The sequence below is a fragment of the Brevundimonas aurantiaca genome, assembly GCF_014199955.1.
In the GTDB taxonomy this organism is placed as follows: domain Bacteria; phylum Pseudomonadota; class Alphaproteobacteria; order Caulobacterales; family Caulobacteraceae; genus Brevundimonas; species Brevundimonas aurantiaca.
This window is the reverse complement of sequence record NZ_JACHOQ010000007.1, coordinates 1-26,420: the sequence shown is the minus strand read 5'-3', so window position 1 is coordinate 26,420 and position 26,420 is coordinate 1. Positions and strand designations below refer to the sequence as shown.

General features: G+C 60.0%; 20 protein-coding genes. 7 read left to right on the top strand and 13 right to left on the bottom strand.

The window, feature by feature from the left end; genetic code table 11:
- Positions 1-163: 163 nt before the first annotated feature.
- On the top strand, positions 164-1,024 hold the full coding sequence (locus GGQ93_RS12670; RefSeq protein ID WP_183217467.1) for a class I SAM-dependent methyltransferase: 861 nt from the start codon (positions 164-166) through the stop codon (positions 1,022-1,024).
- Between the two features lie 13 nt (positions 1,025-1,037).
- On the opposite strand, the gene GGQ93_RS12665 is transcribed toward GGQ93_RS12670, so the two are convergent.
- The 13 genes from GGQ93_RS12665 to putA form a co-directional block, all read right to left on the bottom strand.
- Positions 1,038-6,143, bottom strand: a complete 5,106-nt coding sequence (locus GGQ93_RS12665; RefSeq protein ID WP_183217464.1) for a rhamnosyltransferase WsaF family glycosyltransferase — start codon at positions 6,141-6,143, stop codon at positions 1,038-1,040.
- A gap of 96 nt (positions 6,144-6,239) precedes the next feature.
- A complete protein-coding gene (locus GGQ93_RS12660) occupies positions 6,240-6,995 on the bottom strand; it encodes a class I SAM-dependent methyltransferase (RefSeq protein WP_182713367.1) in 756 nt (251 codons plus the stop codon).
- Positions 6,996-7,044: 49 nt separating this feature from the next.
- Positions 7,045-7,992 carry an NAD-dependent epimerase/dehydratase family protein gene (locus GGQ93_RS12655; protein WP_182713366.1) on the bottom strand — a complete coding sequence of 316 codons (948 nt, stop codon included), beginning with the start codon at positions 7,990-7,992 and terminating at the stop codon, positions 7,045-7,047.
- A gap of 121 nt (positions 7,993-8,113) precedes the next feature.
- On the bottom strand, positions 8,114-8,983 hold the full coding sequence (gene rfbA / locus GGQ93_RS12650; RefSeq protein WP_183217462.1) for a glucose-1-phosphate thymidylyltransferase RfbA: 870 nt from the start codon (positions 8,981-8,983) through the stop codon (positions 8,114-8,116).
- Positions 8,980-9,882 (bottom strand): dTDP-4-dehydrorhamnose reductase, encoded by a 903-nt coding sequence (gene rfbD / locus GGQ93_RS12645; RefSeq protein WP_183217460.1) that lies wholly within the window; start codon positions 9,880-9,882, stop codon positions 8,980-8,982. Before rfbD ends, rfbA begins: the two co-directional genes overlap by 4 nt.
- Positions 9,875-10,930 (bottom strand): dTDP-glucose 4,6-dehydratase, encoded by a 1,056-nt coding sequence (gene rfbB, locus GGQ93_RS12640; RefSeq protein WP_183217458.1) that lies wholly within the window; start codon positions 10,928-10,930, stop codon positions 9,875-9,877. Before rfbB ends, rfbD begins: the two co-directional genes overlap by 8 nt.
- Before the next feature lie 26 nt (positions 10,931-10,956).
- Complete coding sequence (gene rfbC / locus GGQ93_RS12635) at positions 10,957-11,562, bottom strand: dTDP-4-dehydrorhamnose 3,5-epimerase (RefSeq protein WP_224764348.1); 606 nt, start codon at positions 11,560-11,562, stop codon at positions 10,957-10,959.
- A 126-nt stretch (positions 11,563-11,688) separates the two neighbouring features.
- Positions 11,689-12,579, bottom strand: a complete 891-nt coding sequence (locus GGQ93_RS12630) for a hypothetical protein (RefSeq protein ID WP_183217456.1) — start codon at positions 12,577-12,579, stop codon at positions 11,689-11,691.
- Positions 12,579-13,253 carry an ABC transporter ATP-binding protein gene (locus GGQ93_RS12625; protein WP_182713361.1) on the bottom strand — a complete coding sequence of 225 codons (675 nt, stop codon included), beginning with the start codon at positions 13,251-13,253 and terminating at the stop codon, positions 12,579-12,581. The genes GGQ93_RS12630 and GGQ93_RS12625 overlap by 1 nt, the downstream gene beginning before the upstream one ends.
- Positions 13,253-14,410 carry a KpsE/RkpR family capsule polysaccharide export protein gene (locus GGQ93_RS12620; RefSeq protein WP_182713360.1) on the bottom strand — a complete coding sequence of 386 codons (1,158 nt, stop codon included), beginning with the start codon at positions 14,408-14,410 and terminating at the stop codon, positions 13,253-13,255. The genes GGQ93_RS12625 and GGQ93_RS12620 overlap by 1 nt, the downstream gene beginning before the upstream one ends.
- A gap of 26 nt (positions 14,411-14,436) precedes the next feature.
- Positions 14,437-15,216 (bottom strand): ABC transporter permease, encoded by a 780-nt coding sequence (locus GGQ93_RS12615; protein WP_183217454.1) that lies wholly within the window; start codon positions 15,214-15,216, stop codon positions 14,437-14,439.
- Positions 15,217-15,302: 86 nt separating this feature from the next.
- Positions 15,303-16,097, bottom strand: a complete 795-nt coding sequence (locus GGQ93_RS12610) for a class I SAM-dependent methyltransferase (protein ID WP_183217452.1) — start codon at positions 16,095-16,097, stop codon at positions 15,303-15,305.
- 83 nt (positions 16,098-16,180) lie between these two features.
- Positions 16,181-19,312, bottom strand: coding sequence for a bifunctional proline dehydrogenase/L-glutamate gamma-semialdehyde dehydrogenase PutA (putA, locus tag GGQ93_RS12605; protein ID WP_183217450.1), 3,132 nt, complete (start codon positions 19,310-19,312; stop codon positions 16,181-16,183).
- Between the two features lie 108 nt (positions 19,313-19,420).
- Here putA and GGQ93_RS12600 point away from each other — a divergent pair, with 108 nt between their 5' ends.
- From GGQ93_RS12600 to GGQ93_RS12575, 6 genes are all read left to right on the top strand, one after another.
- Positions 19,421-19,882: an Lrp/AsnC ligand binding domain-containing protein gene (locus GGQ93_RS12600; protein ID WP_182713356.1), complete on the top strand. Its 462-nt coding sequence runs from the start codon at positions 19,421-19,423 to the stop codon at positions 19,880-19,882.
- 97 nt (positions 19,883-19,979) lie between these two features.
- On the top strand, positions 19,980-22,217 hold the full coding sequence (locus tag GGQ93_RS12595) for an AGE family epimerase/isomerase (protein WP_311734610.1): 2,238 nt from the start codon (positions 19,980-19,982) through the stop codon (positions 22,215-22,217).
- Positions 22,218-22,303: 86 nt separating this feature from the next.
- Positions 22,304-23,389 (top strand): glycosyltransferase family 4 protein, encoded by a 1,086-nt coding sequence (locus tag GGQ93_RS12590; RefSeq protein WP_183217448.1) that lies wholly within the window; start codon positions 22,304-22,306, stop codon positions 23,387-23,389.
- A 59-nt stretch (positions 23,390-23,448) separates the two neighbouring features.
- Positions 23,449-24,948, top strand: a complete 1,500-nt coding sequence (locus GGQ93_RS12585; RefSeq protein ID WP_183217446.1) for a phosphomannomutase/phosphoglucomutase — start codon at positions 23,449-23,451, stop codon at positions 24,946-24,948.
- A gap of 59 nt (positions 24,949-25,007) precedes the next feature.
- Positions 25,008-25,271 carry a DUF6894 family protein gene (locus GGQ93_RS12580; RefSeq protein WP_183217444.1) on the top strand — a complete coding sequence of 88 codons (264 nt, stop codon included), beginning with the start codon at positions 25,008-25,010 and terminating at the stop codon, positions 25,269-25,271.
- Positions 25,268-26,011: a Crp/Fnr family transcriptional regulator gene (locus GGQ93_RS12575; RefSeq protein WP_182713353.1), complete on the top strand. Its 744-nt coding sequence runs from the start codon at positions 25,268-25,270 to the stop codon at positions 26,009-26,011. Before GGQ93_RS12580 ends, GGQ93_RS12575 begins: the two co-directional genes overlap by 4 nt.
- The last annotated feature ends 409 nt before the right edge of the window (positions 26,012-26,420 follow it).

The window sequence follows — 26,420 nt, the reverse complement described above, 5'->3', positions numbered from 1 at the left end:
GGCCGTTTAAGGAAGCGACCATCATCTGGTATGCTTCCCGATGTCGCCACTGACGTGCGATTGCTGCAGACTGCGAAACCCGCCTTCGACGTCAAGTGGACAAAATGAACGTTTTCAGGTTGATGCTAGACGGTGCAGATAAACCCGAGCGCGTGATTTCAGAATGCCCGAAGTGAACAACTGCCCCTGCTGCGGCCTTACGGGTCTCGTCGTCGCCCTACGAACGCAGGATCAGCAGGACAAGGTTGTAACCATATTTCATTGCTCCAATTGCTGCGCGCTCGTTCCCGACTACGCCCCAGGTCAGGGTAGGATAATCAGCCATCAAGCTGATTTTCACGCCAATTATTGGTCTAACTCGACAAAGACAGATGTAATACGTGAATCTTTGGCGATGAATAATACGGTGAATTTCTATAAAAATTATTTAGATTATTTCGGGGTTGAATCGCCAGTTCTTGATCTGGGAGGTGGTAGAGGCCTGCTCACCAAAGCACTTTTGGATTGCGGATACGAAGCCATGGGATGTGATGCAAGCGCCGAGCTCGTTCAGATCGGCCGATCCCACCTTGGCCTTCCAGATCACGTCTATGTCAACCAAGATATTGCCAGCTTTGTTGAAAGCTACAGACCATCCCTCGCGCACCAAGTTGGAGCTATATTCCTGTGGCATGTAATAGAACATCTAGAAGATCCAATCGCACTCCTAGAATCATTAAAGGCCCTGATGAAGCCTGATGGTATAATCATTGCACAGGGACCTTTGCTGGACAAAAATTACATATTCCCCGAACACAGATTCCTCCATTCAGAATCTAATATTGGATGGATAGCCAATCAACTCGGCATGAAGTTACTTTTCCTTGATTCACACTCCGAGGAACGGTTTGTTTCTTTTGTGCTGTCTAATCCAGACCACCCGAGCAGTGGCCTGGATATATTTTGCGTTTCAGATGTTCACGATGCGATCGGAAGTTTATTCAGCAATTTGTCAAACGCGCTGCATCTGACGAAAATGAGCTGAAGCGCCTTCGGCGTCACCAGAGGTTCCTATCCTCAGAAGGAAGCTGTTGACGGCAAAACGCACGAACGGCCGCGTTGTCATCTGCCGGAGCGATAACTGGCTCTGCTTTATATAGAATTGGCGGATTCCAGCTTGCGCAGAGCTTTCCGTCAAGCACACCAATGATGTTGGCCACCGCCGCATCCCGCTCCCAAATCAGCGTTCTGTCATTAAGCTGACTTGCGACCGAAGACGCATAGCTTTGATCATCGTGAGACTTTTCAAGAACATCAGACAACGCCTGAGCAATAGAACGGGAGCTCTGGAAAGCTAGTACACTGAAACGATCACCGAGATCCATAACGTTATTATAGCGATAAAGACTCACTGGAGTGCATCCGGCAGCCGCCATCTCGAAAGCCATACGTGAGGGATTGGACATCCCCAATGCCAGTCCCGCTGCACATTGGTTGAACAAATCACTGATTAACTTCGGGTCGCGCAGCATCCCAAAATTCTCATATTCAAAACTCAACCGAGGTCCCGTTTCGGCTCCGAAAAGAATGATTCTCACGTCCGGGCGACTTTTCTTAAGCAAAGCCAAGGCGTCCAAAGCCAACCGGGCCAACGGGCCGGACTGTCCTGCCGGATAATGCATGCAGACGGCCAATTCACGCTTCACGTCCGACCGACATTTATAGACTGCTGTGTCCACGCCGTGGCCTGCGGGAAACGCGCGCGAGAAATAGCGGCTGCTGATCATGTGGGTCAGCCAATTTCCCAGGGTGAAATGACTGAGGCCGTAGATGTAGCTGTTTTCGGTAAGGACCAATCCATCGACCGTGCCAGCCAAGCCGTCGTGATCTTGAACAAGATAACCGCGAGATTGTGCAATCACGTTTGAATGGACGTAGGATGCAGAACTAGCGTCTGTGGCTAACGCCAAACCGGCGTTTCGATGGCTGCTCCACGAGGTGATTACACTGGCAGGCATGTCCCCCAGACTGGCGTCTAGGCGGGCCGTAATGTCGTCATCGCCTTGCCAATAGATTTCCGCTTGGAAACCAGCATCAACTAATCCCTGCGTGGTTCGTAGAACAGAGTCCAGCCGTTCAGGGGCAAGGCCGTCTTCTGAAAGGTAGAGTGCAAGCCGGGAACCGGTCGATCGGATGATCGCCGGCGCCGCGCTCTTGGTGATCGCAAGCGGCGCCGACGCGCGCTCCTGAGGCGTTGCGCCTTTCCACCATTGTTGCACTATGTCCTGTCGACTGAGACCCTCTGGCCAACGATCCCCCAACCAAGACGTCAAAGCAGCGTGCATCCTGCCGCCTGGTTGCTCCGCAATCGCCGCTTCGAAGCTCGATTTCTGCATGACGTCCAGAGTGCCGGCGCCGAATGTTTCGTTGTGTTCCAGCTTCGCGAACATGTTGGCGATGGCCGAGGGAGGGCTGGCGATCAGGTCATCGACTATCTTGCGACCGAGATTCTGGAGGTTCTCGGCGACAAGACCGTGAAGATTGACGTAGCGAGCAAGTTCACGCACGACCGCCGTCATTCCGGCGCGGCACGGTTCTAGAGCTCGAACCACCGCCTCTTCACCATCGAATATCTCCTTGACCGGGAAGACCTGTCCTTCAGAGTCCACGTCATAACCGACCGTGGATCCGCCCAGCCCATTGAAGATCATCTCGATCACAGCGAGCTGGTCGGGGATTTGATAGTCGGTTCCTCTGTTCAGGTCGCTCAGCCACCCGACCTTGCTAGAAAATGCAGGCTGCTCGTTGAGGTAGCCGAGCAAGGCCAAGTAGTGGCCACGGACGGGCTTGCCGATCGTGTGCGCGAGATTGTCTTGGATCGTGCCGCGCCAGCCGATGTCGCAGATCAGGAGTTCATCCTGATCGGGAGCCAACTCTTGCGCCAAATAGCGTTGAAGCAGGTCACGCTGAGCGGCCAGTTCAGCTTCGGCGTGGCGGCGGAAGCTCTCGTCCGAAAGCAAATTATTGAATCGTGCGTCTGTCCAAGGCGCCTTCACCACCTGATGGGGATCCAGACCCGCCCGCTTAGCCGCCGCCGCTGTTATCGCTGGATCGAGGTTGAGCGAGGCGGAAAACGTCAGCGGCGACTGCTTCCAATACATGGTCCAAAGACGCATGAGCTCTTCGGTATCGAAGGATCGAAGCGAGGCCGCGAAAGTGGCTCTGCGGCTTACGCTCAGCAACTTTGAGGGAGGCGGAGGGGTCGTGAATGGATTGTGCTCTGCAATGAGATCATAGATCTTTTTAAAGAGAATGCCTTCTCGAGTGAAGAAAACCACCTCCTTGGACTGTCGAACTATCGCGTCCTGCATGACATTAAGGCAATAGCCGAATGCAAGGAGGCCGATGTGACAACCGGCGGCGTAGAGATCAAAAGCCTCCCCCTCCATCTCTCCAGACGCCTCTGCGGATTGCCTTTTAGCCAAGGCCAGGAGGCGTCGCTCGTGTTGGGAAACATCGCCCAGACAGAGGGCATGGAAGGCCTGCTCATACCACTTGAGGCGCTCCTCATCAGAGGAAGACACATAGCTGATGGTGTTGATGCCGAGCGATGCGGGGCGTTCCTTGTCCGAGAACGGGTTATCCCCTACGTGCGTCAATTCATGCGGCGCAAGGTTGAGGTCCTTCAACACCTTGCCAAAAAGGGCGCCCGATCGCTTATTCTGATAGCCGTCGCAGGAAACGTAGCCTCTGAAGAAAGCCGATCCCAACTGTACGCTGTGCAGAAGGTTCTCTAAAAAGGGCGCCGACATATAGAAGTCGGAAATAAATATTGCTGGCTGTTCCAAAGAGCGAATTGTGCGCTCAGTGTTGGGATCGACTTCAATAGCGTCCCGTTCGGCGTCGAATTCGTGTGCGATTATGGATTTGGCTAATCGCGCGCGCCGTTCCGGCGAGCATGAGGTATTCAGAACGTTTTGAAGCCAAGAGTGGACAGCTACGTTGAACGAGTATTCGTAATCCCCATTGGGCGCTGACGCATTCTCGGCTCGCATCCTCGCATTCATCAGCGTCACGACATCACGCATCCCGGGAATGATGTCGGTCCAAGCCTGGAGCAGCAGAAAACGTGCGGAGCGGAGCTTGATCTCATCCGGATGGCAACGACGATGCAATATCGTGCTCCAGATATCGAAGGACACCTGCCCGGAAGGTGGTCCTTTCTCAAAGAGATTAACGTAAGAGCGGTCGGTCGATGGCTCTAAATCTCTAGGCGACACTTCAGCATCGAACAGGTTTTCGAACGTTAGGGCCGCCTCACGCGCGCTTCGCTGCAGCGCCCCCCGCACCTCCGTCCGAGGAACGGGTAGCCTGCCTTCCCGCTCTCCATGGTGCATGTAGTGAAGCAAAAGCGGGTGTTTAGCAGCGACGACATCCAGATTGTTCGTACGATACCACGCCGTTGAGAACTTCTCGGACGGGTCGCGATTCTCGGCTTCTCCATACCGTATGAAATGGAACAGCGGATGCAGCCCAGCCTCGGCCACGTCACGATTTCGGGCAAGATACCAGGTTGCGTCGAACAACGCGTTCGGTGAACGGTTGAGCGCGGAGCCCTCTGTCAGATAGTGGTCAACGGCAGATAGTTTGGGCGCCAAGGCCGCTGCGTAAGTGTCTTCGTACCACTTCGCATCGAAGTACGGCGATGGCGAACGACCCTCGGCATGACCATAGCGCACGAAATGGATGAACGGGTCCATACCCGCCTCCATCACATCATGGTTCACATCCAGATAGTAGGCACGGTCAAACAGGTCGAGCGAAAGTCGTTTGTCGAGATTGTATTTTCGGACTAGCGCATTCAGGATCCGCACATGACGTCTGCGCACTCCAGGCGCCACCTCTATTGCAGCTTGGCGTGCAAGATGTTGTTCCGTTTCAAGCGGTGCGGGCGCCTCGAACCTTAGCTCGTCAGTAGGATAATACTGGAAATGCGCCAGCGATTTCACGCGAGACCCGCCCCCGGCGCTCGCTTGCCTCTGAAGGAAGCTAGCCGAATATGCATTGCGGTCTACTTTCGCGACAACGGGAGGGTTGTCGTAGAACAAGGAGGTGATGACCGCCCTTGAACCGCCGTGGCCTTGACCACGCATAATGGCGTCAACCGCCGCGAGGAAGCTTTTGACCTCCCGCTCTTGCGGCCTGGATTTCATAAATTTGATGCCGAACTCTGATCTTTTGAGAAGTTCTTTCGGATTATTCAGGAGATGCAGTATTGCTTCCGCGACCGATTCCGGAGTCTGGAGCGCCAACAGAACGCCTTTCGAGGGCGTGTCGAACAGATTATTCTGGCGATAGAGATCGACCGACGGCAGCCCCGCAGCCATCATATCGAATGGATTGCATGAGGGATTGGTAGAACTTAGACTCAGGCCGACGCAGCATTCATTATAAACTCTGTTCAGTTCCTGAATCGTCAGATTGCCCAAGTTTTGGAAATCGTACCAAAGGTGAGGGGGCTCGGCCGACCCGACAAAAAGGATTTCCGCATCGGGCCGGTAATGCTTCACGATACCCAGCGCCTCGATGCCAAGGCGCGGACAACGGCGCGCCTTGTCACCTTGAAAGACGAAGGCGATCCTAGCAGGCCCTTCCAGACGCTCTTTCATAGGACGTTGGCATCGAAAGACCTGGTTATTGGAGGCGAACTCGAAGAAGAACGGCTCGCTACCAAACTCGGTCTCCAGTTTGTGTGCAAGCCAGCGACCGTAGGTAAGTGGCCTCAAACCGTGAATATATGAGTTTTCCGCAAAAACGCTGCCGTCGCCAACTGGATTGAAATAGGCTTCGAAGTCTTGGATCAGGTAAGCCTTTGCATGGCTGACCATACGCTGGACCAAAATGGCAGTTTCCCATTGCGTGGCGATCGCAAGATCGAACACCCCGGAAGGGACGTCCGTGCTCGGGTGGCAGATGAATCCGGTTGCTCCGTAAAAGTCGTTTGCTTCCCGTGCGAGTTGCGCAGCGTCCCTGCCATTGCTGTTCGTTACGAACACATGGCATTCATAATTTGATTTACTCAGCGCTTTGGCGAAATTGTATATTCGACCAACCCCTCCGGAACCTCTCATCGGACCGGGCGCATAGAACGCAACTTTTCTCATAAATTTGCTCGATGTTTAATTCTATGCGCGGCAACTACGGCCTCTGCCATCTCTTGCCTAACGCATGTTCGCCATGCGTTCATATACGATGATGGGTCAATAAGGCTTCTGCAGCAATCCAAACCCACAAACGTCCGTATAAATCATAGGGTTGGTGGTCGCCCTCCCAAAATTCCCGTTGATGAGGACGCTGTTAGCGGCCGTGGTCTGGCAAAATTCCAGAGCCGCACGATGAGATCCACCCAATCCCGTTCGGTCATACTCCGCCGCCCATTGAGAGATGTCGTCCATGACGATCAGGCCTCCAGGTGGCAGGGCGCCCCACCACAAATTCAACTCCTGCATCGTATGTTCGTATTGATGAGACGAGTCGATGTAGACCAGCTGGGGTGGTCCTCCCAAATGCTCGATCGCCTCGATGACGTTTTGTGGGTCCGCAGAATCGCGAACTGCGATCTTGATGTCGTCGTTTAACGACGCCCTATTTACCCATTCCTGTGTGTAGGCAGAAGGTTTCGGATCCAAATCCACCGTGTAAAGGAATTTTTTCCTATTCATTTTCCGGCAGATAAAGCCCAGCACCAGCGTCGAGAACCCGACGTAATGTCCACATTGAACTATGCGGGAAAGCCCAGCCGACATGATTAAGCCAGACAGCATCGACATCATCTCGACGCCGGACGATCCCGAGTTAGGCCATTCAGCAGCGGTCTGTTCGCGCCAAGCCACCAAGACCTCATGATCCGCCTGGTCGATCACGTGAAGAAAAGGCGGATCGTAATCGTTATTTCGAAACCACGTGTAATCTACGCCTTGATCTTCAGCTGCAACGCGACCGAATAGAGTTCTCATTGCTTTCCCATTCAACTGTCATAAAAACGAAGGGCGAATTACCATGTCACTAGCGGCCCGTGGGGCGCTCGGGCTGGTCAGTATCGCGCAACGAGTTAACAAGCGCAACGAGTCGCTCTTGCACGTCACGAGGTCTCCATTTGGCGTTAAGCTGAAGCTTTTCGACGTTCAAGACGTTGTTCGGAATATCAAAATCTCTACGATCAGAAAACGCCAGGTTCGCTTTGACGCCTGCAGCGAGCTCGAGGCGCCCAATCAAGCCCATTAAGGACAAACCCTGCCCCGCCCCGACATTGAAGACCGGGTATGGATCCAGATTTTCTGCCTTCAACGCCATGATCGCCGATAGGCCAGAAGCGACATCGTCGACGTCGATGTAATCTCGAACTACGCTCCCGTCGCCCCAGATCTCGATTTTCTCTCCGCGTAGGATCTTGCGCGCGAATATAGTCGCAGCTCCCTGCTGCCGGGCGTGGGCCTGCCCTGGGCCAAAAGGATTGCTAATACGTGCTATGCGAATGTCGAGCGCTTGCATTCTCTGGCACGAGAGTGCGTAGCGCTCCATGGCGAGCTTGGTTGTTCCGTAGATGCTAATCGGATTCAGCGGGTGTACTTCTGGGATTCGTTCTACATCAGTTCGACCGTAGACTGCTCCGCCGGAAGAGATCAGAACGATGGGTATGCTTGAAAAACCACTAAGGCTTTCTAGCAATGCGATTGTTCCGGCAAGATTGATGGTGATGTCGGCGACCGGATCCGATTCCGCCGTGCCCGGCGTCGTCGACCAAGCAAGATGGAAAACGCCGTCTGGGCGGACATTGGTTACGTTATTGGCCGTAGAGCGGTCGTTGAAGTTAAATTCCACCCAGTCATCATTTGAATCGCCGCGATGGTGCGCTCGAGATGCTATAACGACACTGTGACCGTCTTTTTTGAGGCGAGACACCAAGGCGCGACCTATAAATCCGTATCCGCCCGTTACGACATACAACGCCATGAAATTGACCGCCCGCAGATAAATATACGTTCAGAATGAATACAAAACCCGCAGCTGCCGGGCGATATCTTGTCCGAAGATTCCCAAGACGCCGAGGTAGTCCCACGCTGCATGAATCTATTCAAGCCCGAAGAGCGAGGCTTTTTAGATACGCGCCATATGAGCTTTTTCCTAGTTTCGCTGCGATTTCTTCGAGCTTGGCGGCATCGATGAAGCCCTTCTGGAAGGCCACCTCTTCGGGACAGGCGATCTTGAAACCCTGGCGCTTTTCGAGGACACGTACGAACTCGGCCGCCTCCAGCAAGCTGTCCGGGGTGCCCGTATCCAGCCAGGCGTAGCCCCGCCCCATGATCTCGACCGAAAGCTTGCCGCGCTCCAGATAGATCCGGTTGACGTCAGTGATCTCCAGCTCGCCCCGTGTTGAGGGCGTCAGGCTGCGGGCGATCTCGACCACGTCCTTGTCGTAGAAGTAGAGGCCGGTGACCGCCCAGTTCGACTTGGGTTCGGCTGGCTTCTCCTCAATCGACAGGGCGCGCATGCGGTCGTCGAACTCGACCACGCCGTACCGCTCCGGATCATTGACATGATAGGCGAAGACGGTCGCCCCGTCGGGCCGGGCCATGGCGCTGGTGAACAGATCGGTGATGCCGTGGCCGTAGTAGATGTTGTCGCCCAAGATCAGGGCCGAGGGGCTGTCGCCGACGAAGTCCGCGCCGATGACATAGGCTTGGGCCAGGCCGTCGGGGCTGGGCTGGACCGCATACTGGATTTCCATGCCCCACTGCGAGCCGTCGCCCAGCAGGACCTGGAAACTGGGCGTGTCGCGCGGGGTGGAGATGATCAGCACCTCGCGGATGCCGGCCAGCATCAGGGTCGACAGCGGATAATAGATCATCGGCTTGTCGTAGACCGGCATCAGCTGTTTGGAGGTGACCAGGGTCATCGGATGCAGGCGGGTGCCGGATCCTCCGGCCAGGATGATGCCCTTCATGGCGCGGTCCTTTCAGCGTGCAGTTCGTGGACGATCTCGGCGACGGCGGCCTGCCAGGGCCGGGGCGCGATGCCGTAATCTCGGGTCAGCTTCTCGGTGGACAGGCGCGAGTTGGACGGGCGCCGGGCCGGGGTCGGGTATTCGGACGAAGGAATGGCCTCGACCGTGGCGGACGGACCGCCGGTCGCGGCGCTGAGGGCGAAGATCTCCTGGGCCAGCCCTGCCCAGGTCGTCTCGCCGGCGTTGACGAACTGATAGACGCCGGTCGGGGCGTCTGCGTCGGCGATCATCTTCAGGGCGATGGTCATCAGGGTGTCGGCGATGTCGCGCGCCGAGGTGGGGCAGCCGTGCTGGTCGCCCACCACCCGCAGGGCCGGCCGGTCGGCGGCGAGCCGCAGCATGGTCTTGAGGAAGTTGGCGCGGTGGACGCTGAGCACCCAGGCGGTGCGCAGCACGACCGAGCGCGGATTGCCGGCCCGCACCGCCAGTTCACCGGCCAGCTTGGAGGCGCCGTAGACGCCCAGAGGCCCGACCGGATCGGTCTCGACATAGAGGCCGTCCTTGGACCCGTCGAACACATAGTCGGTCGAGACCTGGATCAGCGGGATCCCCGCCTCGCGCGTGGCGTCGGCCAGGACCGCCGGGCCCATGGCGTTGGCGGCGAAGGCGGCGGCGACCTCGGCCTCGGCCTTATCGACCGCCGTATGGGCGCCGGAGTTGATCACGGCGGCGAAGGGGGTGGCGGCGAAGGCGGCCCGCACCGAGGCGGCGTCGCCCAGGTCCAGCTCGGCCCGCGTCGGGGCGTGCAGCACGACGCCTTCCGGCCAGGCGGCGGCCTGGAGCTCCAGTCCCACCTGACCGGCCCCGCCCGTGATCAGGATATGGACCGGATCAGCCATGGGCGACCCCGAGTCGCTGGGTCGCATAGCGAGCGTCCAGAATGGCCTGCCACCAGGCCTGGTTCTCCAGATACCAGACCACGGTCCGCTCGATCCCCTCCTCGAAGGTCACCGACGGGGTCCAGCCCAGGTCGGCGCGGATCTTCGAGGCGTCGATGGCGTAGCGGTGATCATGGCCGGGCCGGTCGGTCACATAGGTGATCTGGTCGGCGTACTTCCCCTCGGCCTTGGGCCGCAGCCGGTCCAGGATCGAACAGATGGCGGTGACCACCTCAATATTCTTCCGCTCGGCGTTGCCGCCGACATTATAGGTTTCGCCCGGGGTTCCGGTCTCGAACACGGCCTGAAGGGCGCGGGCGTGGTCATCGACGAACAGCCAGTCGCGCACGTTCGACCCGTCGCCATAGACCGGCAGGGGCTCGCCGTTCAGGGCCCGAATGATGATCAGCGGGATCAGCTTCTCGGGGAAGTGATAGGGGCCGTAGTTGTTGGAGCAGTTGGTCACCAGCACCGGCAGGCCGTAGGTGTGGCCCCAGGCCCGCACCAGATGGTCCGATCCCGCCTTGGACGCCGAATAGGGCGAGCGGGGATCATAGGGGGTGGTTTCCGTAAAGAAGCCCTCTTCGCCCAGCGAGCCGAACACCTCGTCGGTCGAGATGTGGTGAAAGCGGAAGCGCGCCTTGGCGGCCTCGTCCAGGCCGCGCCAATAGCCCAGGGCCTGGTTCAGCATGACGAAAGTCCCGACCATATTGGTCTGGATGAACTCACCCGGCCCGTCGATCGAGCGATCCACATGGCTCTCGGCCGCCAGGTGGGCGACCACGTCCGGCTTGAACTCCCTCAGGGCCTTGGCCACGGCCTCGGCGTCGCAGACGTCGGCCTGGACGAAGGAATAGCGGTTGCTGGACGCCACCGGCTCCAGAGAACTGAGCACGCCCGCATAGGTAAGCTTGTCATAGACCAGGACCTCATGGTCCGTATGCGCGATCAGCCGCCGCACCAGGGCCGAGCCGATGAAACCGGCGCCGCCGGTGACCAGGATACGCATCGATTGTCTCTCAGTCAGTGTTCAGGTTAGCGCGTGGGCAGGGGTTCGAGCGGCCTGCCGTCATACTCAAAGGGACTGTCGAAATCGACCAGGTTCGGCAAAAGCCTGTCCTTGTCGGACAGGACCGCACCAGTTTCTGGGAGGGGCCAGTCGATGCCGATGGTCGGATCGTTCCAGACGATACCGCCATCGCAATCGGGCGCATAGACGTCACTCACCTTGTAGGCGACCTCCACATCCGGCTCGAGGGTGACAAAGGCGTGTGCGAAGCCCACCGGCACGAACAACTGCTCCCCGCCCTCGGCGGTCAGCTTGGCCGCTACATGCCGGCCATAGGTCGGCGATCCTCGGCGGATATCCACCGCATAGTCCATGATCGACCCCCGCACGCAGCGCACCAACTTAGCTTGAGCGCGTGGCGGTCGCTGGAAGTGCAAGCCGCGGATTGTGCCAACGGCGGCTGAAAACGATTGATTGTCCTGAACGAAACGTACCTCGATCCCTGCCGCCAACGCGGCAGCCTCCGAGTATGTCTCCATGAACCATCCTCGCGCATCGCCGAAGCGGCGCGCCTGGAGAGGAACGATCGGCGATGAGAACATGGCGAAAGATAATCCAAACAGCAGCTGCAAGGCGACGAGTCGGCGAGTTCTCAAAAATCCCTAAGACACACAACGACTGCGGAGGTGAAAATAATACAGGCCGTACAGCCAAATTAAACTAGGCGCGAGACGCATCTAACCTTGCGACGTCGAGCCCTATACGCTTGATACTGTTGCCCCCAGAAAAACTAATTCGCCAGAAACGCAACCGTGGACGAGAGCAATCGTAAACTCCATGCCGTCAATCTCATCCCACTCGGCTTCGAGTTCTACCTCGTATATGCCAGGTTTTTCTGCGCTCGTTTTCAAGGTGGTCGGTTTCAACGGCGGCCCCCAGCGAAACTGCAGTTCTTGGCGGGCTCCATCGACATCGATGGAAAACCGAGCGACAATTTTCCAGCGTCCAATAGGGGCCCAAAGATAGGGCCCGCGCAACAGAGCGCGAGGCGGCCCAGTCATGTCTAGAGTGACGGCGACTTCGCTAGCCTTCAAGGGCTGGCGATCATAGATGAAATGAACAGGACACCAATAAGCCTCTCGGGCCTCGCCGGTAAGGTAGGCTATAGCCGCAATAGCTCGGCGATCTCGCGGGTCGTCGCCAAATTCCTCCAACCTCGGAGGAACAACCGATAACCCTAGCAAGACAAACGGCTCACCGTTGCGGGCGGCATCGGCCGTTGCAGTGGTTATAATAGCGTCAGTTTTCGCCCACAATAAAGCTTCAACTGCTTGGCGCGAAACTTCGATCAAGTGAATACGAGCGTGATCTTCAGGAATATCCCCCATTCCGGAGAAACGGTCTATGCCGTCCAACACAACTACACGATCAGCATTCTCTGTCGGAGCGAAATGTCGATGTTCTCGAGATAGATAGATGCGCGAATCATCTCCGAAATCAGATCGGGTTGGTATATCATCGAGCAAAACAACATCTTGTCCACTTTTCAGCGCAGCAGCTTGCAGTGTCGATATCCATCTGTCCGACTGCCGTGCAGCGCCGATCAGTATACAACGCCGCATCCAGCCTGCAGTGTCCTCTTCAGGCATCACGCAGTCCTCAGCCACTTATAGATTTCGACAGCTTCACCGATATCTTCAAATATTTTAGTTTTGCCGCTTTCGACCAGAAGCGCTCGATCACAATAGCCGGAGATCAGATCTGTATTGTGGGAGGCAAGCAGAAAGGCTCTTTCTGCACGTCGCTCAAAAAGCTCGTGCTGACATTTGCGTTGGAAGCGGGCATCGCCAACCGCGACCAGTTCATCGATAAGATAACATTCAAATTCGATCGCTAGAGATAAACCGAAGGCTAAGCGCGCCCTCATACCGGAGGAGTAGTGCTTCACGGGCTGACGCAATGAGCGGCCCAACTCCGCAAAATCATCTACCCTATCCCGCACTTCCCTAAAGGGGCGCCCATAGATGCGCGCGAGGAAGCGGATGTTGTCGAGGCCCGACAAGCTTCCTTGGAAACCACCGTGGAAGCCAATAGGCCACGACTGGCTCATATGCCAATCGACCCGCCCACCCGTCGGGGACATGACGCCGCCGAGGAGTTTGATCAAGGTGGATTTGCCCTGACCATTCCGCCCCAGGATGGCCAACCTATCTTGGCGACCTAGGGTGAAGTTCAAGTCACTGAACACGGGACTGATCGCAGTCCGGTACGTCAAGCTCAGGTTTTGGACCGACAAACCGACAGAAGAGGTCAAGTCCCTCATCAGCCCTGCCTATGTTCACGCACACCAGCCCAGATCAGCCAGCCCAATCCATAGAGGAGCATTGCGGTGGAGAATACCGCCAGCAGCGAAAGCCATCGACGGGGCTCTTGGGCGGTTTGCGGCAGGTTCGGCGACACGACGCGTTCAAGGTATGCCTGTTGCCGCCGCGCCTCCTGTTCAGCAGCCAGCAACGCTGTGGTCGCGGTAGCCACCTCGCGCGTAGCGAGTTCCCTGTTGAATGACAACTCCTCATAGACACCGACCTGAGGAGCCAAGGAAGCAGCCCCCCCGGTCACCTTAGAACGCTCTGCGTCCGCCTGTCTGCGATAAGCGGCGATGCGTGCGTCAATGGCCGGAAGTTGCGGACTTTCAGGGGTTTGAGACGCTACCTGACTGCGTTCGGCCTGGAGCTCCGCAATACGCGCGTTCAGTTGACCCACCAGTTCGGCGTTCTCGGTGACAAGAGTTTGCGGATCAACGAACGCTTGGCGGTTACGAAAGCCGGTCAACTCGGCCTGAGCGCGCGCCAGGTTATTTATAGCGTTCTCCCGCGTCAGTCGCGCTTGGCGAACAGCATCATTTACTGATCGCTCGTTCAGCCGATTGACCAGCCCTTCACCGCCATCCAGCAGTATAGTGGCGATGTTTTGAGCGTCTTTGGGACGAAACGCCTTGACTTCGAGAGTGCTGATCCCCGTCGAAGAATCGTAACCGACTACGACAAAGCGGTTCAAAGCCTTGAGCAGCCCTTCTTCGCTTGGAACCTCCCCTATTCTTGGGTAGCGCGAAAACAGGTCGGCACCTGGGCGACTCAACACGGACGACACATCTATTCGCTTCTGGAGGTCCTTCAATCCATCGGCGGAAGTCATGTACTCGTGAACTGCGAATGCGTCGCTATGCGTCTGCCCCAATCCGACACCTTGAAGCGCCAGCCCTAGAGAACTGGGCGTCTGACCGGCCGAACGAACAACAAAACGTGCCTCCGATACATACAGAGGCGACGCAATCAACAGAAAATACACCGCCGCCAAGGCCGTCGGCGCAACGACCACGAGCAAGAACGCCAATGGTATGCGTTTCCACAGGGGTGTTCTACGCTCGTAGGTCAGAGCTTCGGGCGGCGGGCCCACGTAATTGAGTTTCGGCTCAGTCATATCTTGTTCCAGGCCAGGAAGCGACGCTACTCCACATCAACCCGATCACGGGCGTCAGCAAGCAAAGTTAGGCCGATAAAATTCAGCACCCCAGCCCATATCAAAGCATAGGGCGCATGGTAATGCGTCTCGACAAAAGGTCCGAATATGCCGGCACGGACCATCTCGATGCCATGAGGTATGGGCACCAGCAGATAGAGTTCTTGGAACTGCTTCGGCAGCCAAGACACCATGAAGAATGCTCCGGACAGCGGGATTAGGAGATATGTGACCAAGGGCACAGTCCTCTCCATCACGTCCCACCTGATCGCCAAAGCCGCCATCACGGTGGCGAGGCCGACACTGTTGAGTGTGAGCACTACCCACCCGGCATATAGCAAGAGAACGTTCTGCGGGGGAGAAACCTGGCCAAGGCACACCAGCACAAAGTAAACGACAATAAAGGCGGCGGTAGAACCAAGAAACTCCAAAAAATTACGCGCTATAAAAAGATGTATTACTGCTATTTGCTTGTGAAAAAGAAGTCCTACGTTTCCTTGAACTGCACCCTGAGAGTACGAAATCTGATGCCGCAGCAAGAGCAGGCACATATACCCAGTCATCACGAATGGGGCAATGCGAATGCCGTGCTCGTATTCTGGCTTGATGATCGACCACATCACAATCACGCCCATGCAGAACAGCAAAGGTTCGCCAATAAGCCACAGGAAGCCGAACCCCTCCCGCCCAAAGCGGGTCACGATTTCGCGCATCATCAATGCGCCAATGATCCGGCCTTGACGGCGTGTGAAACTGGAAACGCTCATGACCCTGCGCTGATGCGACGACGTGGACTACGCCGCGGGGCGCACCATAGGCTTGCGATTGGAGAGAGCAAGAGCCTCGACGAGGGTCAGAAATCTCGCCTGTCAGCGAGCACGGCAACCGTCTGGCCGTCCCCCTGATGCGGCAGGCCGAGATCGTAGCTGATCACGTCCATCTGGAGATGGCGCGCCCAGGATTCGATTTGGGAGCGTTCGGTAATCATATTGAGTTGATCGTCCCGAACCCCCGCCTCAGCACGATCCACCATTCCTTGGAAGATAGGCCAGTTAAAATCGCTTTCCAAAAAGGAAAAAACAATCCGCCCACCAGGCTTCAAGGATCGACGCGCTTCTTTGAGATAAATGAAACTCTCTTGGTGAAGCAAGTGAGTTATGACGCTAAAAATCGCCACCATATCAACCGACGAATCCTCGACCGGGAGCTTCAAGGTTTGATTGAGAATAAAACGAAAATGATCTGGTGACTGCCGTTCCGCATAATCCAACAGCTCTTGCACGATATCAATGCCCAAATACTGAATATTTGGGTACCTTATTCCAAGGTGCTTGGCGAGACGCCCGCTACCGCAGCCAAGGTCGATGATGGACATGCCATCCTTCAGGCCGCACCGTTCCATCACCTCAACCAGGAGCGAACCGGTCACATCATAGGAGCCTCCAACGGCATAGGACATCGCCTCATCCAGCGGATGCTTCTGAATGAGGTCGCGAACATAGGCCGTATAATCTGAAACGAAGTGAGGCTGCTGCTCACGCAAAGCCAACTCGGCCTTCAGCCGATTAACTTCCGCTATTAAGTCCGCATGTTCTTTATTTTTCAAACCGGCCGAGGCTCTGGCTTTCTTTTTGGAAAATCCGAACATTCCAAATCCTTTTGGCGTAAGCAGCTTCAGCCCATAACAAGCTCAACCGAACGGTTAAAGGTGAAAAGCACCGGAACCCGCCCCTACAAATTCAACAGCGCCGGATCCCCCCCCTGCGCCGCGATGTTCACGCTGATCGCCTTTTCCGCCGCATAGCGGATCAGGCTGTTCGGCCCTCCGGCCTTGGGGCCGGTGCCCGACAGGCCCTCGCCGCCGAAGGGCTGGACGCCGACGACGGCGCCGGTGATGGAGCGGTTGACGTAGACGTTGCCGGCGGGGACCAGGGCCGTCACCTCGGCGGCGAAGGCTTCGATACGGCTGTGGACGCCCAGGGTCAGGCCATAGCCGCGCGCGGCTAGGCGCGAGGCGACCGATTGCAGCTCGGACGGCTCGTAGCGGTAGATGTGCAGGATCGGGCCGAACACCTCGCGCTCCAGGAAGTCAGGCGTGGGGATCTCGGCGATGGTGGGGGCGAACAGATCGCCCTTTTCCGAACCCAGCGGCAGGGCGGCGCGGGCGATCACCTTGGCTTCGCGGGCCAGACGTTCGACGTGGGCCTCCAGGGCGCGGCGCGATTCAGAGTCGATGACGGGGCCGATTTCGGTCTTGGGATCGGCGGGGTCGCCGACGGTCTGGACCGCCAGGGCGCCCTTCAGCCCCTCGATCAGGGCGTCGGCCGACTCCTTGGGCGCATAGAGGATGCGCAGGGCCGAGCAACGCTGGCCGGCCGAGCCGAAGGCGGACTGGATCACGTCGTCGATCACCTGCTCCTTTAGAGCCGTGGTGTCGATGAACATGCCGTTCAGTCCGCCGGTCTCGGCGATGAAGGGAATGATGGCGCCGGGGCGGGCGGCGATCGACCGGTTGATGGCGCCGGCCGTGTCGGTGCCGCCGGTGAAGGCGACGCCGTCGACGCCCGGATGGGCGACCAGGGCCGCGCCGACCGTCTCGCCGCGTCCTGGAACCAGGGCCAGAAGATCGGGGTTCAGGCCGGCCTTGTGATACAGGCGCACCGCCTCCGCCGCGATCAGGGGCGTCTGTTCCGCCGGCTTGGCCAGGACGGCGTTGCCGGCGGCCAGGGCGGCGGCGATCTGGCCGGTGAAGATGGCCAGGGGAAAGTTCCACGGGCTGATACAGGCGAAGACGCCGCGCCCGTGCAGGATCAGCTGGTTGGTCTCGCCGGTCGGTCCCTTCAGGGTCTGGGGCGCGGCGAAGTCGCGCTCGGCCAGCAGGGCGTAGTATCGGCAGAAGTCGGCGGCCTCGCGCACCTCGGCGACGCCGTCGTTCAGGGTCTTGCCGGCTTCGCGGCTGAGCAGGGCGACCAGTCGGTCCAGATCGGCTTCCAGGGCGTCGGCCATGGCGCGAAGGACGACGGCGCGTTTGGCTCCGCCTTGGCGGTCCCAATCGATCTGGGCGCGGCCGGCGGCTTCGACGGCGGCGTCTATGTCTGTGCTCGTCGCTTCCGAAACATGGCCCAGCACCTGGGACCGGTCGAACGGATTGGTCACCGCCTGAGGGTCGATCCCGGCGCGCAGCTTGCCGCCGATGATCGGGCCGGAGGTCAGCTTCTCGCGGTCGACCGTCTCCAGCGCCTTGGCATGGGCTTCGCGGTCGGCGGCCTGGGAATAGTCGCGGCCGAGGGAGTTCTGACGATCGCCGTACATGTCTTTGGGAACCGGAATCTTGGGGTGGCGGTCGGGCGCCTGCTCGACCAGGGAGATGGGATCGGCCGCGACGGCCGAGGCGGGCACCCGCTCGTCGAGCAGGGCGTGGACGAAGGAGGAGTTGGCGCCGTTTTCCAGCAGGCGCCGCACCAGATAGGGTAGAAGCTCCTCATGTCCGCCGACCGGAGCATAGGCGCGGACGATGACGGTCTCGTCTCTCCAGGCCTCCTGCGCCGCGTCGTAAAGAGCCTCGCCCATGCCGTGCAGCCGTTGATGCTCGACGGCGACGCCGCGATCCCGCGCCATGCGGCGGACGGCGGCCAGGGTATGGGCGTTGTGGCTGGCGAACTGGGAATAGAGGGCCGGCGCCGCCTCGATCATGGCCCGGGCGCAGACCAGATAGTTCAGATCGGTCGCCGCCTTTGTGGTGAAGACCGGATAGTCGGTGCGGCCGAAGACCTGGGCCCGCTTGATCTCCGTGTCCCAATAGGCGCCCTTGACGAGGCGCACCATCAAGCGGCGACCCGAGCGGCGGGCCAGGTCGGCGACCCGCTCGATCGTCTCCAGCCCGCGCTTCTGATAGGCCTGAACCGCCAGGCCCAGCCCCGTCCAGCCGCCGAGCGACGGCTCGTGCGCCAGCCGGTCGAGCAGTTTCAGCGACAGGGCCAGACGGTCCGCCTCCTCGGCGTCCATGGTGAAGTTGATGTCGTACTTCGCCGCGATCTGGGCCAGGTGGAGAATGCGGGGGTAGAGGCTCGTCCAGACCTCGTCCTCATGCGTGGCCTCGTAGCGGGGCGAGAGGGCCGACAATTTGACCGACACGCCATGGCCGTGCTCCGGCCCTTGGCCCTTGGCCGTCCTGCCCACCGCCTCGATGGCGTCGGCGTAGATGCGTTCATAGCGGTCGGCGTCGGCCAGGGTCCGGGCGCCTTCGCCCAGCATGTCGAAGCTGCACAGCCAGCCTTCCCTATTCGAGCGTTTCAGCGCGCTCTGGATGGTGCGGCCGACGACGAACTGTTCGCCCATGATCTTGACGGCGGTGGCCACCGCCTGACGGATCACCGGCTCGCCCAGACGACCGGCGATCCGCTTCAGAAAGCCCGGCAGGTCGCTGCGCGCCTGGTCGTCCACATCCACCAGCTTGCCGGTCAGCATCAGCCCCCAGGTGGAGGCGTTGACGAAGAGACTGTCCGACTGGCCCAGGTGCGCGGCCCAGTCGGCCGAGCCGATCTTTTCGGCGATCAGCCGATCGCGCGTCTCCTCGTCCGGCACGCGCAGCAGGGCCTCGGCCAGGCACATCAGGGCCAGGCCTTCGCGGGTGCCCAGGCTGAATTGCTGCAGGAAGCTTTCGACCACCCCCTGCTTCTTCTGGCTCCGGCGGGCCTGTTCGACCAAGGCCACGGCTTCGGCGACGACCGCGGCGCGTTCGGCGGCGTCCAGCGAAACGCGGGCCAGATTGTCGGCGACCACGGCCTTTTCATCGCGGAACTTGTGATGGTCCAGCTCGTCCCAGAGGGCCAGGGACGAGGGTGAGAAGGCGGGCGGGGTCATCGGCGACAAATCCTGTGGATTTTAGCCGTATATGCCGGAGTTCGTTGAAGGTGCTTCGTATGATATGCGCCAAAGCCGAAGATCGTTCGTGAAAAGGCGTGATTTCCAATGACGGATTTGGATCCGGTAGACCGGCGCATCCTGCGCGTGCTGCAGGCCGACGGTCGCATCTCCAACGCCGAACTGGCGCGCCGATGCCACCTCTCGCCCGCCGCCTGTTTCGAGCGGGTCAAGCGGTTGCGCGACCGGCAGGTCATCACCGGCTACGCCGCCATGGTCGATCCCGCCCAGGTCGGCCGCGACCTCTTGATCTTCGTCGAGGTCCTGTTGGACCGAACCACCGGCGACGTCTTCGAAGCCTTCGCCGCTGCGGTGCGCACACAGCCCGAGGTGCTGGAATGCCATATGGTCGCCGGCGGCTTCGACTATCTGATCAAGGCCCGCGTCGGCGACATGGATGCCTATCGCGCCTTTCTAGGAGACGTGCTGGTGCGCATGCCGGGGGTCCGCGAAACCCGGACCTATGCGGTGCTGGAAGAGGTGAAGTCGACAACCGTACTGCCGATTTGAGCGGATCGGTGCAGCTTCTGGTCTCGCCGCCGTCGCCCCTTGGTTACGGCATGGGATGACGCGCGCTCCCAATTCGCCTAAGCCTGAAGCCCAAACAATGAGGGTCAACGCCGCGCCGATGCCGGTCATCTTTCCTGTCATCATGTGCGGCGGCTCGGGCACGCGGCTTTGGCCTGCGTCCCGCCCCTCTCGGCCTAAGCAGTTCATTCCGCTAGCCGGCAATCGGTCCCTGTTTCAGGATACGGTTGAGCGTGTCGCCGACCTTGCAGGGGAGCACGGTCGATTGATCATCATAGGCGGCGTGTCGCACCGGCAAGCGATCTGCGACCAGCTGAAGGAGTTGGAGCGGGACGCCGTCGTCCTACTTGAACCAACAGCGCGGGATTCGGCGGCCGCCATGGCCGCAGCGGCGATCTGGACCGAACGGCAGAACCCGGACGCCGTGAATCTGTTCGTCGCGTCCGACCACCACATTCCGGATGGCGCGGCGTTCCGCAAGGCCGTGGCATCGGCCAGCGACGCCGCCTTGGCAGGCCGAATCGTGACGTTCGGCGTCATACCCTCCGGCCCGTCGTCGGCCTATGGCTACATAGCGCCGCGCGGCGAAGGCTTAGCCGAGGTTCGGGCGTTCGTCGAAAAGCCGGACCTGGCCACGGCCGAACGCTACATCGCCGACGGTTATCTGTGGAACAGCGGCAACTTCGTCGTGCGCGCCGACATACTGAAGGCCGAGCTAGGTCAAGTCACCGCAGGTCTGGTCGAGGCGGTGACGGACTCCATGGAGGCCGCCGTCGTCGATGGCGGCGTGATCCTGTTGGGGCGCCGCTTCAGCGATGCGCCTCGCATATCAATCGACTATGCTGTGCTGGAGAAGACGGAGCGGGCCTCAGTGCTTCCTGTCGCTTTCGACTGGTCCGATCTGGGCGCGTGGGACGCCGTCCAGAAGTCCGGTGAGGGCGACGTCGGTCTGCACATCTTGGAAGATGCGGAAAACTGTCTGGTGCGAGCCTGCGACGGCGTGATGGTCGCCGCTGTGGGGGTATCCAATCTCGCCATCGTGGTGGAGCAGGACGCCGTTCTGGTCGCAGATTTGGCGAAGAGCCAGGACGTGCGGAAAATCGTCAAACGGCTACAGAGCCTGTCGCCGCGTCATCTGGATTTCCCGCAGCCCGTGCAGGAAACACTGGATGAAGGCGCTGTACGGTTTGCGGCCTGGATGCGCCAGTCGGCCCTGCCGACCTGGTGCACCCTGGGACAGAACGCCCAGGGCGGCTTTGAAGAATTACTGACCCAGGACGGTCGCAGACTTCATGCGTCTCGCCGCGCCGTCGTCCAAGCGCGCCAGATTCAAGTTTACGCCCAGGCCGGACACCTTGGATGGCCCGGCCCTTGGCGCCCAGCGGTCGCGGCCGGTTTGGACTGGATGAATCAGCGCTTGATGACGGGCGGCGGACGTCTGCGGACACGCATAACCACAGGCGGCGCGCCTGAAGACGATACGACCACCCTTTACGACCAAGCCTTCCTTCTGTTCGCCCTTGCCTCCGTCTCGCGTTTGGATCCTGAAGCTGCACATCAGTTCCAGGCCGCCAACCTGCGGGATCAGTTGATGACTGCGATGGACAAGGGCGGCGGTTTGGTGGAGGCTGGGGCGCATCCATATCAGGCCAATGCGCATATGCATCTGCTCGAGGCCGCCTTGGCTTGGGAGGAGGCTGAGGGCGACCCATCTTGGGCGGAATTAGCGGATCGGATCGTCGTCCTGGCACGCAGCCGTTTCATCGACCCCAAGACAGGAATGCTCAGAGAGTTCTTTTCGCCCGACTGGTCCCCGGCCGAGGGGCCGGATGGGACGCTCGTGGAACCTGGGCATCAGTTCGAATGGGCATGGCTTCTCGCTCATCATGCGAAGCGTCGTGCCGACGCCGAGGGGGTGGAGGTCGCCTGGAATCTTTTCGAAGCCGGGTTAAAAGGGGTCGATCGAGGGCGGGGCGTGGCGATCGACGCAATGAATTTGGACGGCTCGATCCGCAGCGCCCGCGCGCGTTTGTGGCCCCAGACGGAATGGTTGAAGGCGGCGCTGCTTCTGGCGTCTCTGACCGACGACGGACGGCGCGATCTTTGCCTGATGCAGGCCGCGAGAGCGCAAAGAGCCTTGTGGCGATACCTCATCCCTGTCGGTCTCTGGCGAGACCAGATGCTGGAAAGCGGGGACTTTATTGACGAGCCGGCGCCCGCCAGTTCCTTTTACCATATCATGGCGGCTTTCGTTCAGACGAGGGCCACCCTCGGCGCGCTTCGGCCCGACATCAGCTGGGCTCTGGAGCTGGCATGAGGTTCCTCCATATCCATCTCGCCATCGTCATTCGAAGCGTCTAGAAGTTCCGCTCTTACTCAACGGCTCAGGGTCCGCCCGCCTCCATGCGCATCGTTCTGGCCACCGACGCCTGGGAACCTCAGGTCAATGGCGTCGTCCGCACCCTGACCCGCACGGTCGCGGAATGCCGCGACATGGGCCATGAGGTGGAGGTCATCGAGCCCAGCCTGTTCAAGACCATCCCCTGCCCCACCTATCCGGAGATTCGGCTGGCGCTGGGGGCCGAGGAAGAGATTCGCGAAATGCTGCGGGCCTTCGAGCCGGAGGCCGTCCACATCGCCACCGAGGGGCCGATCGGCATCGCCACGCGGCGCATCTGCGTGGAATGGAAACTGCCCTTCACCACCAGCTATCACACCAAATTCCCGGAATATGTCTCGGCGCGTTTCCCGATCCCTGTCCAGGTCGGCTACGCCTATATGAAGTGGTTCCACAAGCCGTCCGGCCGGCTGATGGTGGCGACCCCGACCCTGCGGGACGAACTGGTCGAACACGGCTTCAAGAACGTCTCCCCCTGGTCGCGCGGCGTGGACACCGAAGTGTTCCGGCCCGATCTCGAGCCCATCTATGACGAGATGGGCGCCAAGGACTGGCCCCGTCCCTTCTTCCTGAACGTCGGCCGGGTCGCGGTGGAGAAAAATATCGAGGCCTTCCTGGAGCTGGATCTGCCCGGCACCAAGATCATCGTCGGCGACGGCCCCGCGCGGGCGGAACTTCAGGAAAAATACTCCGAGGCCAAATTCCTGGGCGCGCGCTTCGGCGGCGAACTGGCTCGGTGCTTCCGGGACGCCGACGTCTTCGTCTTCCCCAGCTGGACCGACACCTTCGGCCTGGTGATCCTTGAGGCCATGGCGGCGGGCACGCCGGTGGCCGCCTATCCCGCCCACGGACCGATCGACATCATCCCGGGATCCGGCGCCGGGGTGATCGACGACGATCTGAAGACCGCCTGCCTGAAATGCCTCGATCTGGATCGGGGGACGGTCCGGGCCTATGCGGAGAAGTTCAGCTGGCGGGCGTCGGCCGAGCAGTTCGTGGAGAATCTGCAGCCCTATCCCGAGCCTGAACGGGGCCGCTTCTGGCGACGCCTGCGTCGCATCGCCCGCATCCGCAAACGCGCGGCCGCCTAGCGCCGTCGCCGCTGCCGGTTCCTCTCCCGCCCACCGCCGACCGCCTTCAAGGATCCGCCATGCTCAAGCCCCGCCAGGACCTGAAGCCGAACACGGCCGCCTATGAGACAGAGCCCCTGGTCAAGCCGACGGGGTTTCGCGAATATGACGCGCGCTGGATCTTGGAAAAAGAAATCAACCTCCTGGGCGTTCAGGCCCTGGGGCTGGGGCTGGCGACCTATGTCCATGAGATCGGCGTGGCGCCGAAGATCGTCGTCGGCCACGACTTTCGCGGCTACAGCCTCAGCGTCAAACAGGCTCTGATCCTGGGCCTTCTGGAAGGCGGGATGGAGGTGCTAGACGTCGGCCTGGCCCTGTCGCCCATGGCCTATTTCGGTCAGTTCGAACTGGACGCGCCCTGCGTGGCCATGGTCACCGCCAGCCACAACGAGAACGGCTGGACCGGGGTCAAGATGGGGGCGAACAAGCCTCTGACCTTCGGCCCCGAGGAGATGGGCCGGCTGAAGGAGATCGTGCTGAACGGCGAGGGCGTGGCGCGGCCGGGCGGGAAGCTGGTCCGGGTCGAGGACTTCCGGGAGACCTATGTGGCCGACGTGGCCTCCAAGGTTCAGATCAAGCGGCCGCTGAAGGTGGTGTGCGCCTGCGGCAACGGCACGGCCGGCGCCTTCGCGCCCGACGCCCTGCGCCGGATGGGCGTCGAGGTGATCGAGATGGACACAGACCTCGACTACACCTTCCCCAAATACAATCCGAACCCGGAAGACCACGCCATGCTGGTGCAGATGGCTGAGCGGGTGAAGGAGACCGGCGCCGACCTGGCCCTGGGCTTCGACGGCGACGGGGATCGCTGCGGCGTGGTCGATGACACGGGCGAGGAGATCTTCGCCGACAAGATCGGCCTGATGCTGGCGCGCGACCTGTCCAAGGTCCACCCGAACAGCACCTTCGTCGTCGATGTGAAGTCGACCGGCCTCTACAAGACCGACGAGATCCTCAAGGCCAACCGCGCCGAGGTGGTCTATTGGAAGACCGGCCATTCCTACATCAAGCGCAAGACGGCCGAACTGGGCGCCCTGGCCGGGTTCGAGAAGTCGGGCCACTTCTTCATGGCCGGCGACCTGGGCTACGGCTATGACGACGGCCTGGTGGCGGCAGGCGCAGTCCTGGCCATGCTGGACCGCAATCCCGGCAAGAAGCTCAGCGAGCTGAAGGCCGCCCTGCCCGACGCCTGGACCAGCCTGACCATGTCGCCCCATTGCGACGACGAGCTGAAGTACGGGGTGCTGGAGCGGATCGTGAAGGAATACGCCGATCTGGCCGCAGCGGGCGGCGAGATCCTGGGGCGCAAGATCGTCGAGGCCATCACCGTCAACGGGGTGCGGGTGCACCTGGAGGACGGCTCCTGGGTCCTGGTCCGCGCCTCGTCCAACAAGCCGGAGCTGGTCGTGGTGGTCGAGAGCATGCGCTCAGAAGACGACATGCGCGACCTGTTCCGCAAGGAGATCAAGCCGCGCCTGGCCGCCTATTCCGAGATCGGCGCCTTTAATCAGGAAATCTGAAAAGGCTGAACCAATCCGGCCGGTCGTCGCTTCTTGCAGGTCTGCTGCTGGAGGTGGGGTTGCCGCGCTATTTCTTTCATACCCAGAATGGGGACCGCATTCGCGACGACCAGGGCGAGGACCTGCCGAACGTCGACGCCGCACGAGAGGAGGCGGTCACGGTCCTGGGGGAAATTCTGCGCTATCGCAGCGCCGGATTTTGGGACACGGGCGTCTTCAGCGTCATCGTCACCGATGCAGAGGGCGTGACGGTGGTCAGCGTTACGGCCAAGGCGTCCCAAGAGGCCCCCCAGGGTTGGGCCTTGGCGGACGCCGACGAATGAACGCCGTCCCAACCGATCCGACCATAAGAACCCTGGTCGATAAGCTGGCGCTTCGCGACCGGCTGTCGCCCGAGGAGATCGCCGCCCTGGACAAGGTGCTCGGTCCGCCGAGGGAGGTCCGCAGCGGGGCGGACTTCGTCCAGCGCCACGGCCATCCGACCCACAGCACCCTTCTGATCAGCGGCTTCGCAGCGCGCCATGTGTCCCTCGCCGACGGCGGCCGGCAGATCACCGAGATCAATGTCGATGGCGACTTCGTCGATCTGCACAGCCTGCTGATGAAGCAGATGGATCACGGCGTGCAGGCCCTGACGGACTGCGTCATCGCCCAGGCGCCGCACGCGGAACTTATCGCCCTTACGGAAAATCACCCGCATCTGGCCCGACTGCTGTGGCTGGACACCTTGATCGACGCGGCGATCCACCGGCAGTGGCTGGCCGTCATCGGCCGCCGCAGCGGCCTCGGCGGCCTGGCCCATCTGTTGTGCGAACTCTATTTGCGCCTTGAGGTCGTGGGACAGGCGGAAGACCGAAGCTTCAGGCTTCCACTGACGCAATCCGTACTAGGCGATATGCTGGGCCTGTCGACGGTCCATATCAATCGTCTGGTCGCCGAGTTGCGCGCCCAGGGCCTGGTCAACTGGACCGGCGGCCAAGTCGAAATCCTGGATTGGCCGCGTCTGGCCGCGATCGCGGAATTCGATCCCGCCTATCTGCGTCTGCAGCGAGAACCGGTGTGACCCGCATAGCACTCAATTCACTACTATAGAGGGCGGAATCTTGCTGCTGCCCCGCCTGACCGAGGGCTTCCTACGCAGGTAGCTCACATGCGCAGGGCGAAACGGGTCTATAGTCTTCCTGACTTCGTGGAGTGCTGGAGCCTCGTCACTAAACAGCGGACTAAAGTACGGATCATGCCTACCCATTAGATCTGACCACCTCGCGCTCATTAAGCTGGTGTCTTTAGGATGACTCAGCTGCTTGGATGTCATACGTGTTGCAGACTCATGATGGTATAGCACGGCATGACCATCAAAGAGAACCTTATACCCCGCTGACGTGACCCCCGTTTCTCATCCAGCCATAACGAGAGTCCTAGGTTGATCTGAGCTGTGATCGGCTGGGTTGGCAAGAGGCCGGTCTGCGCAG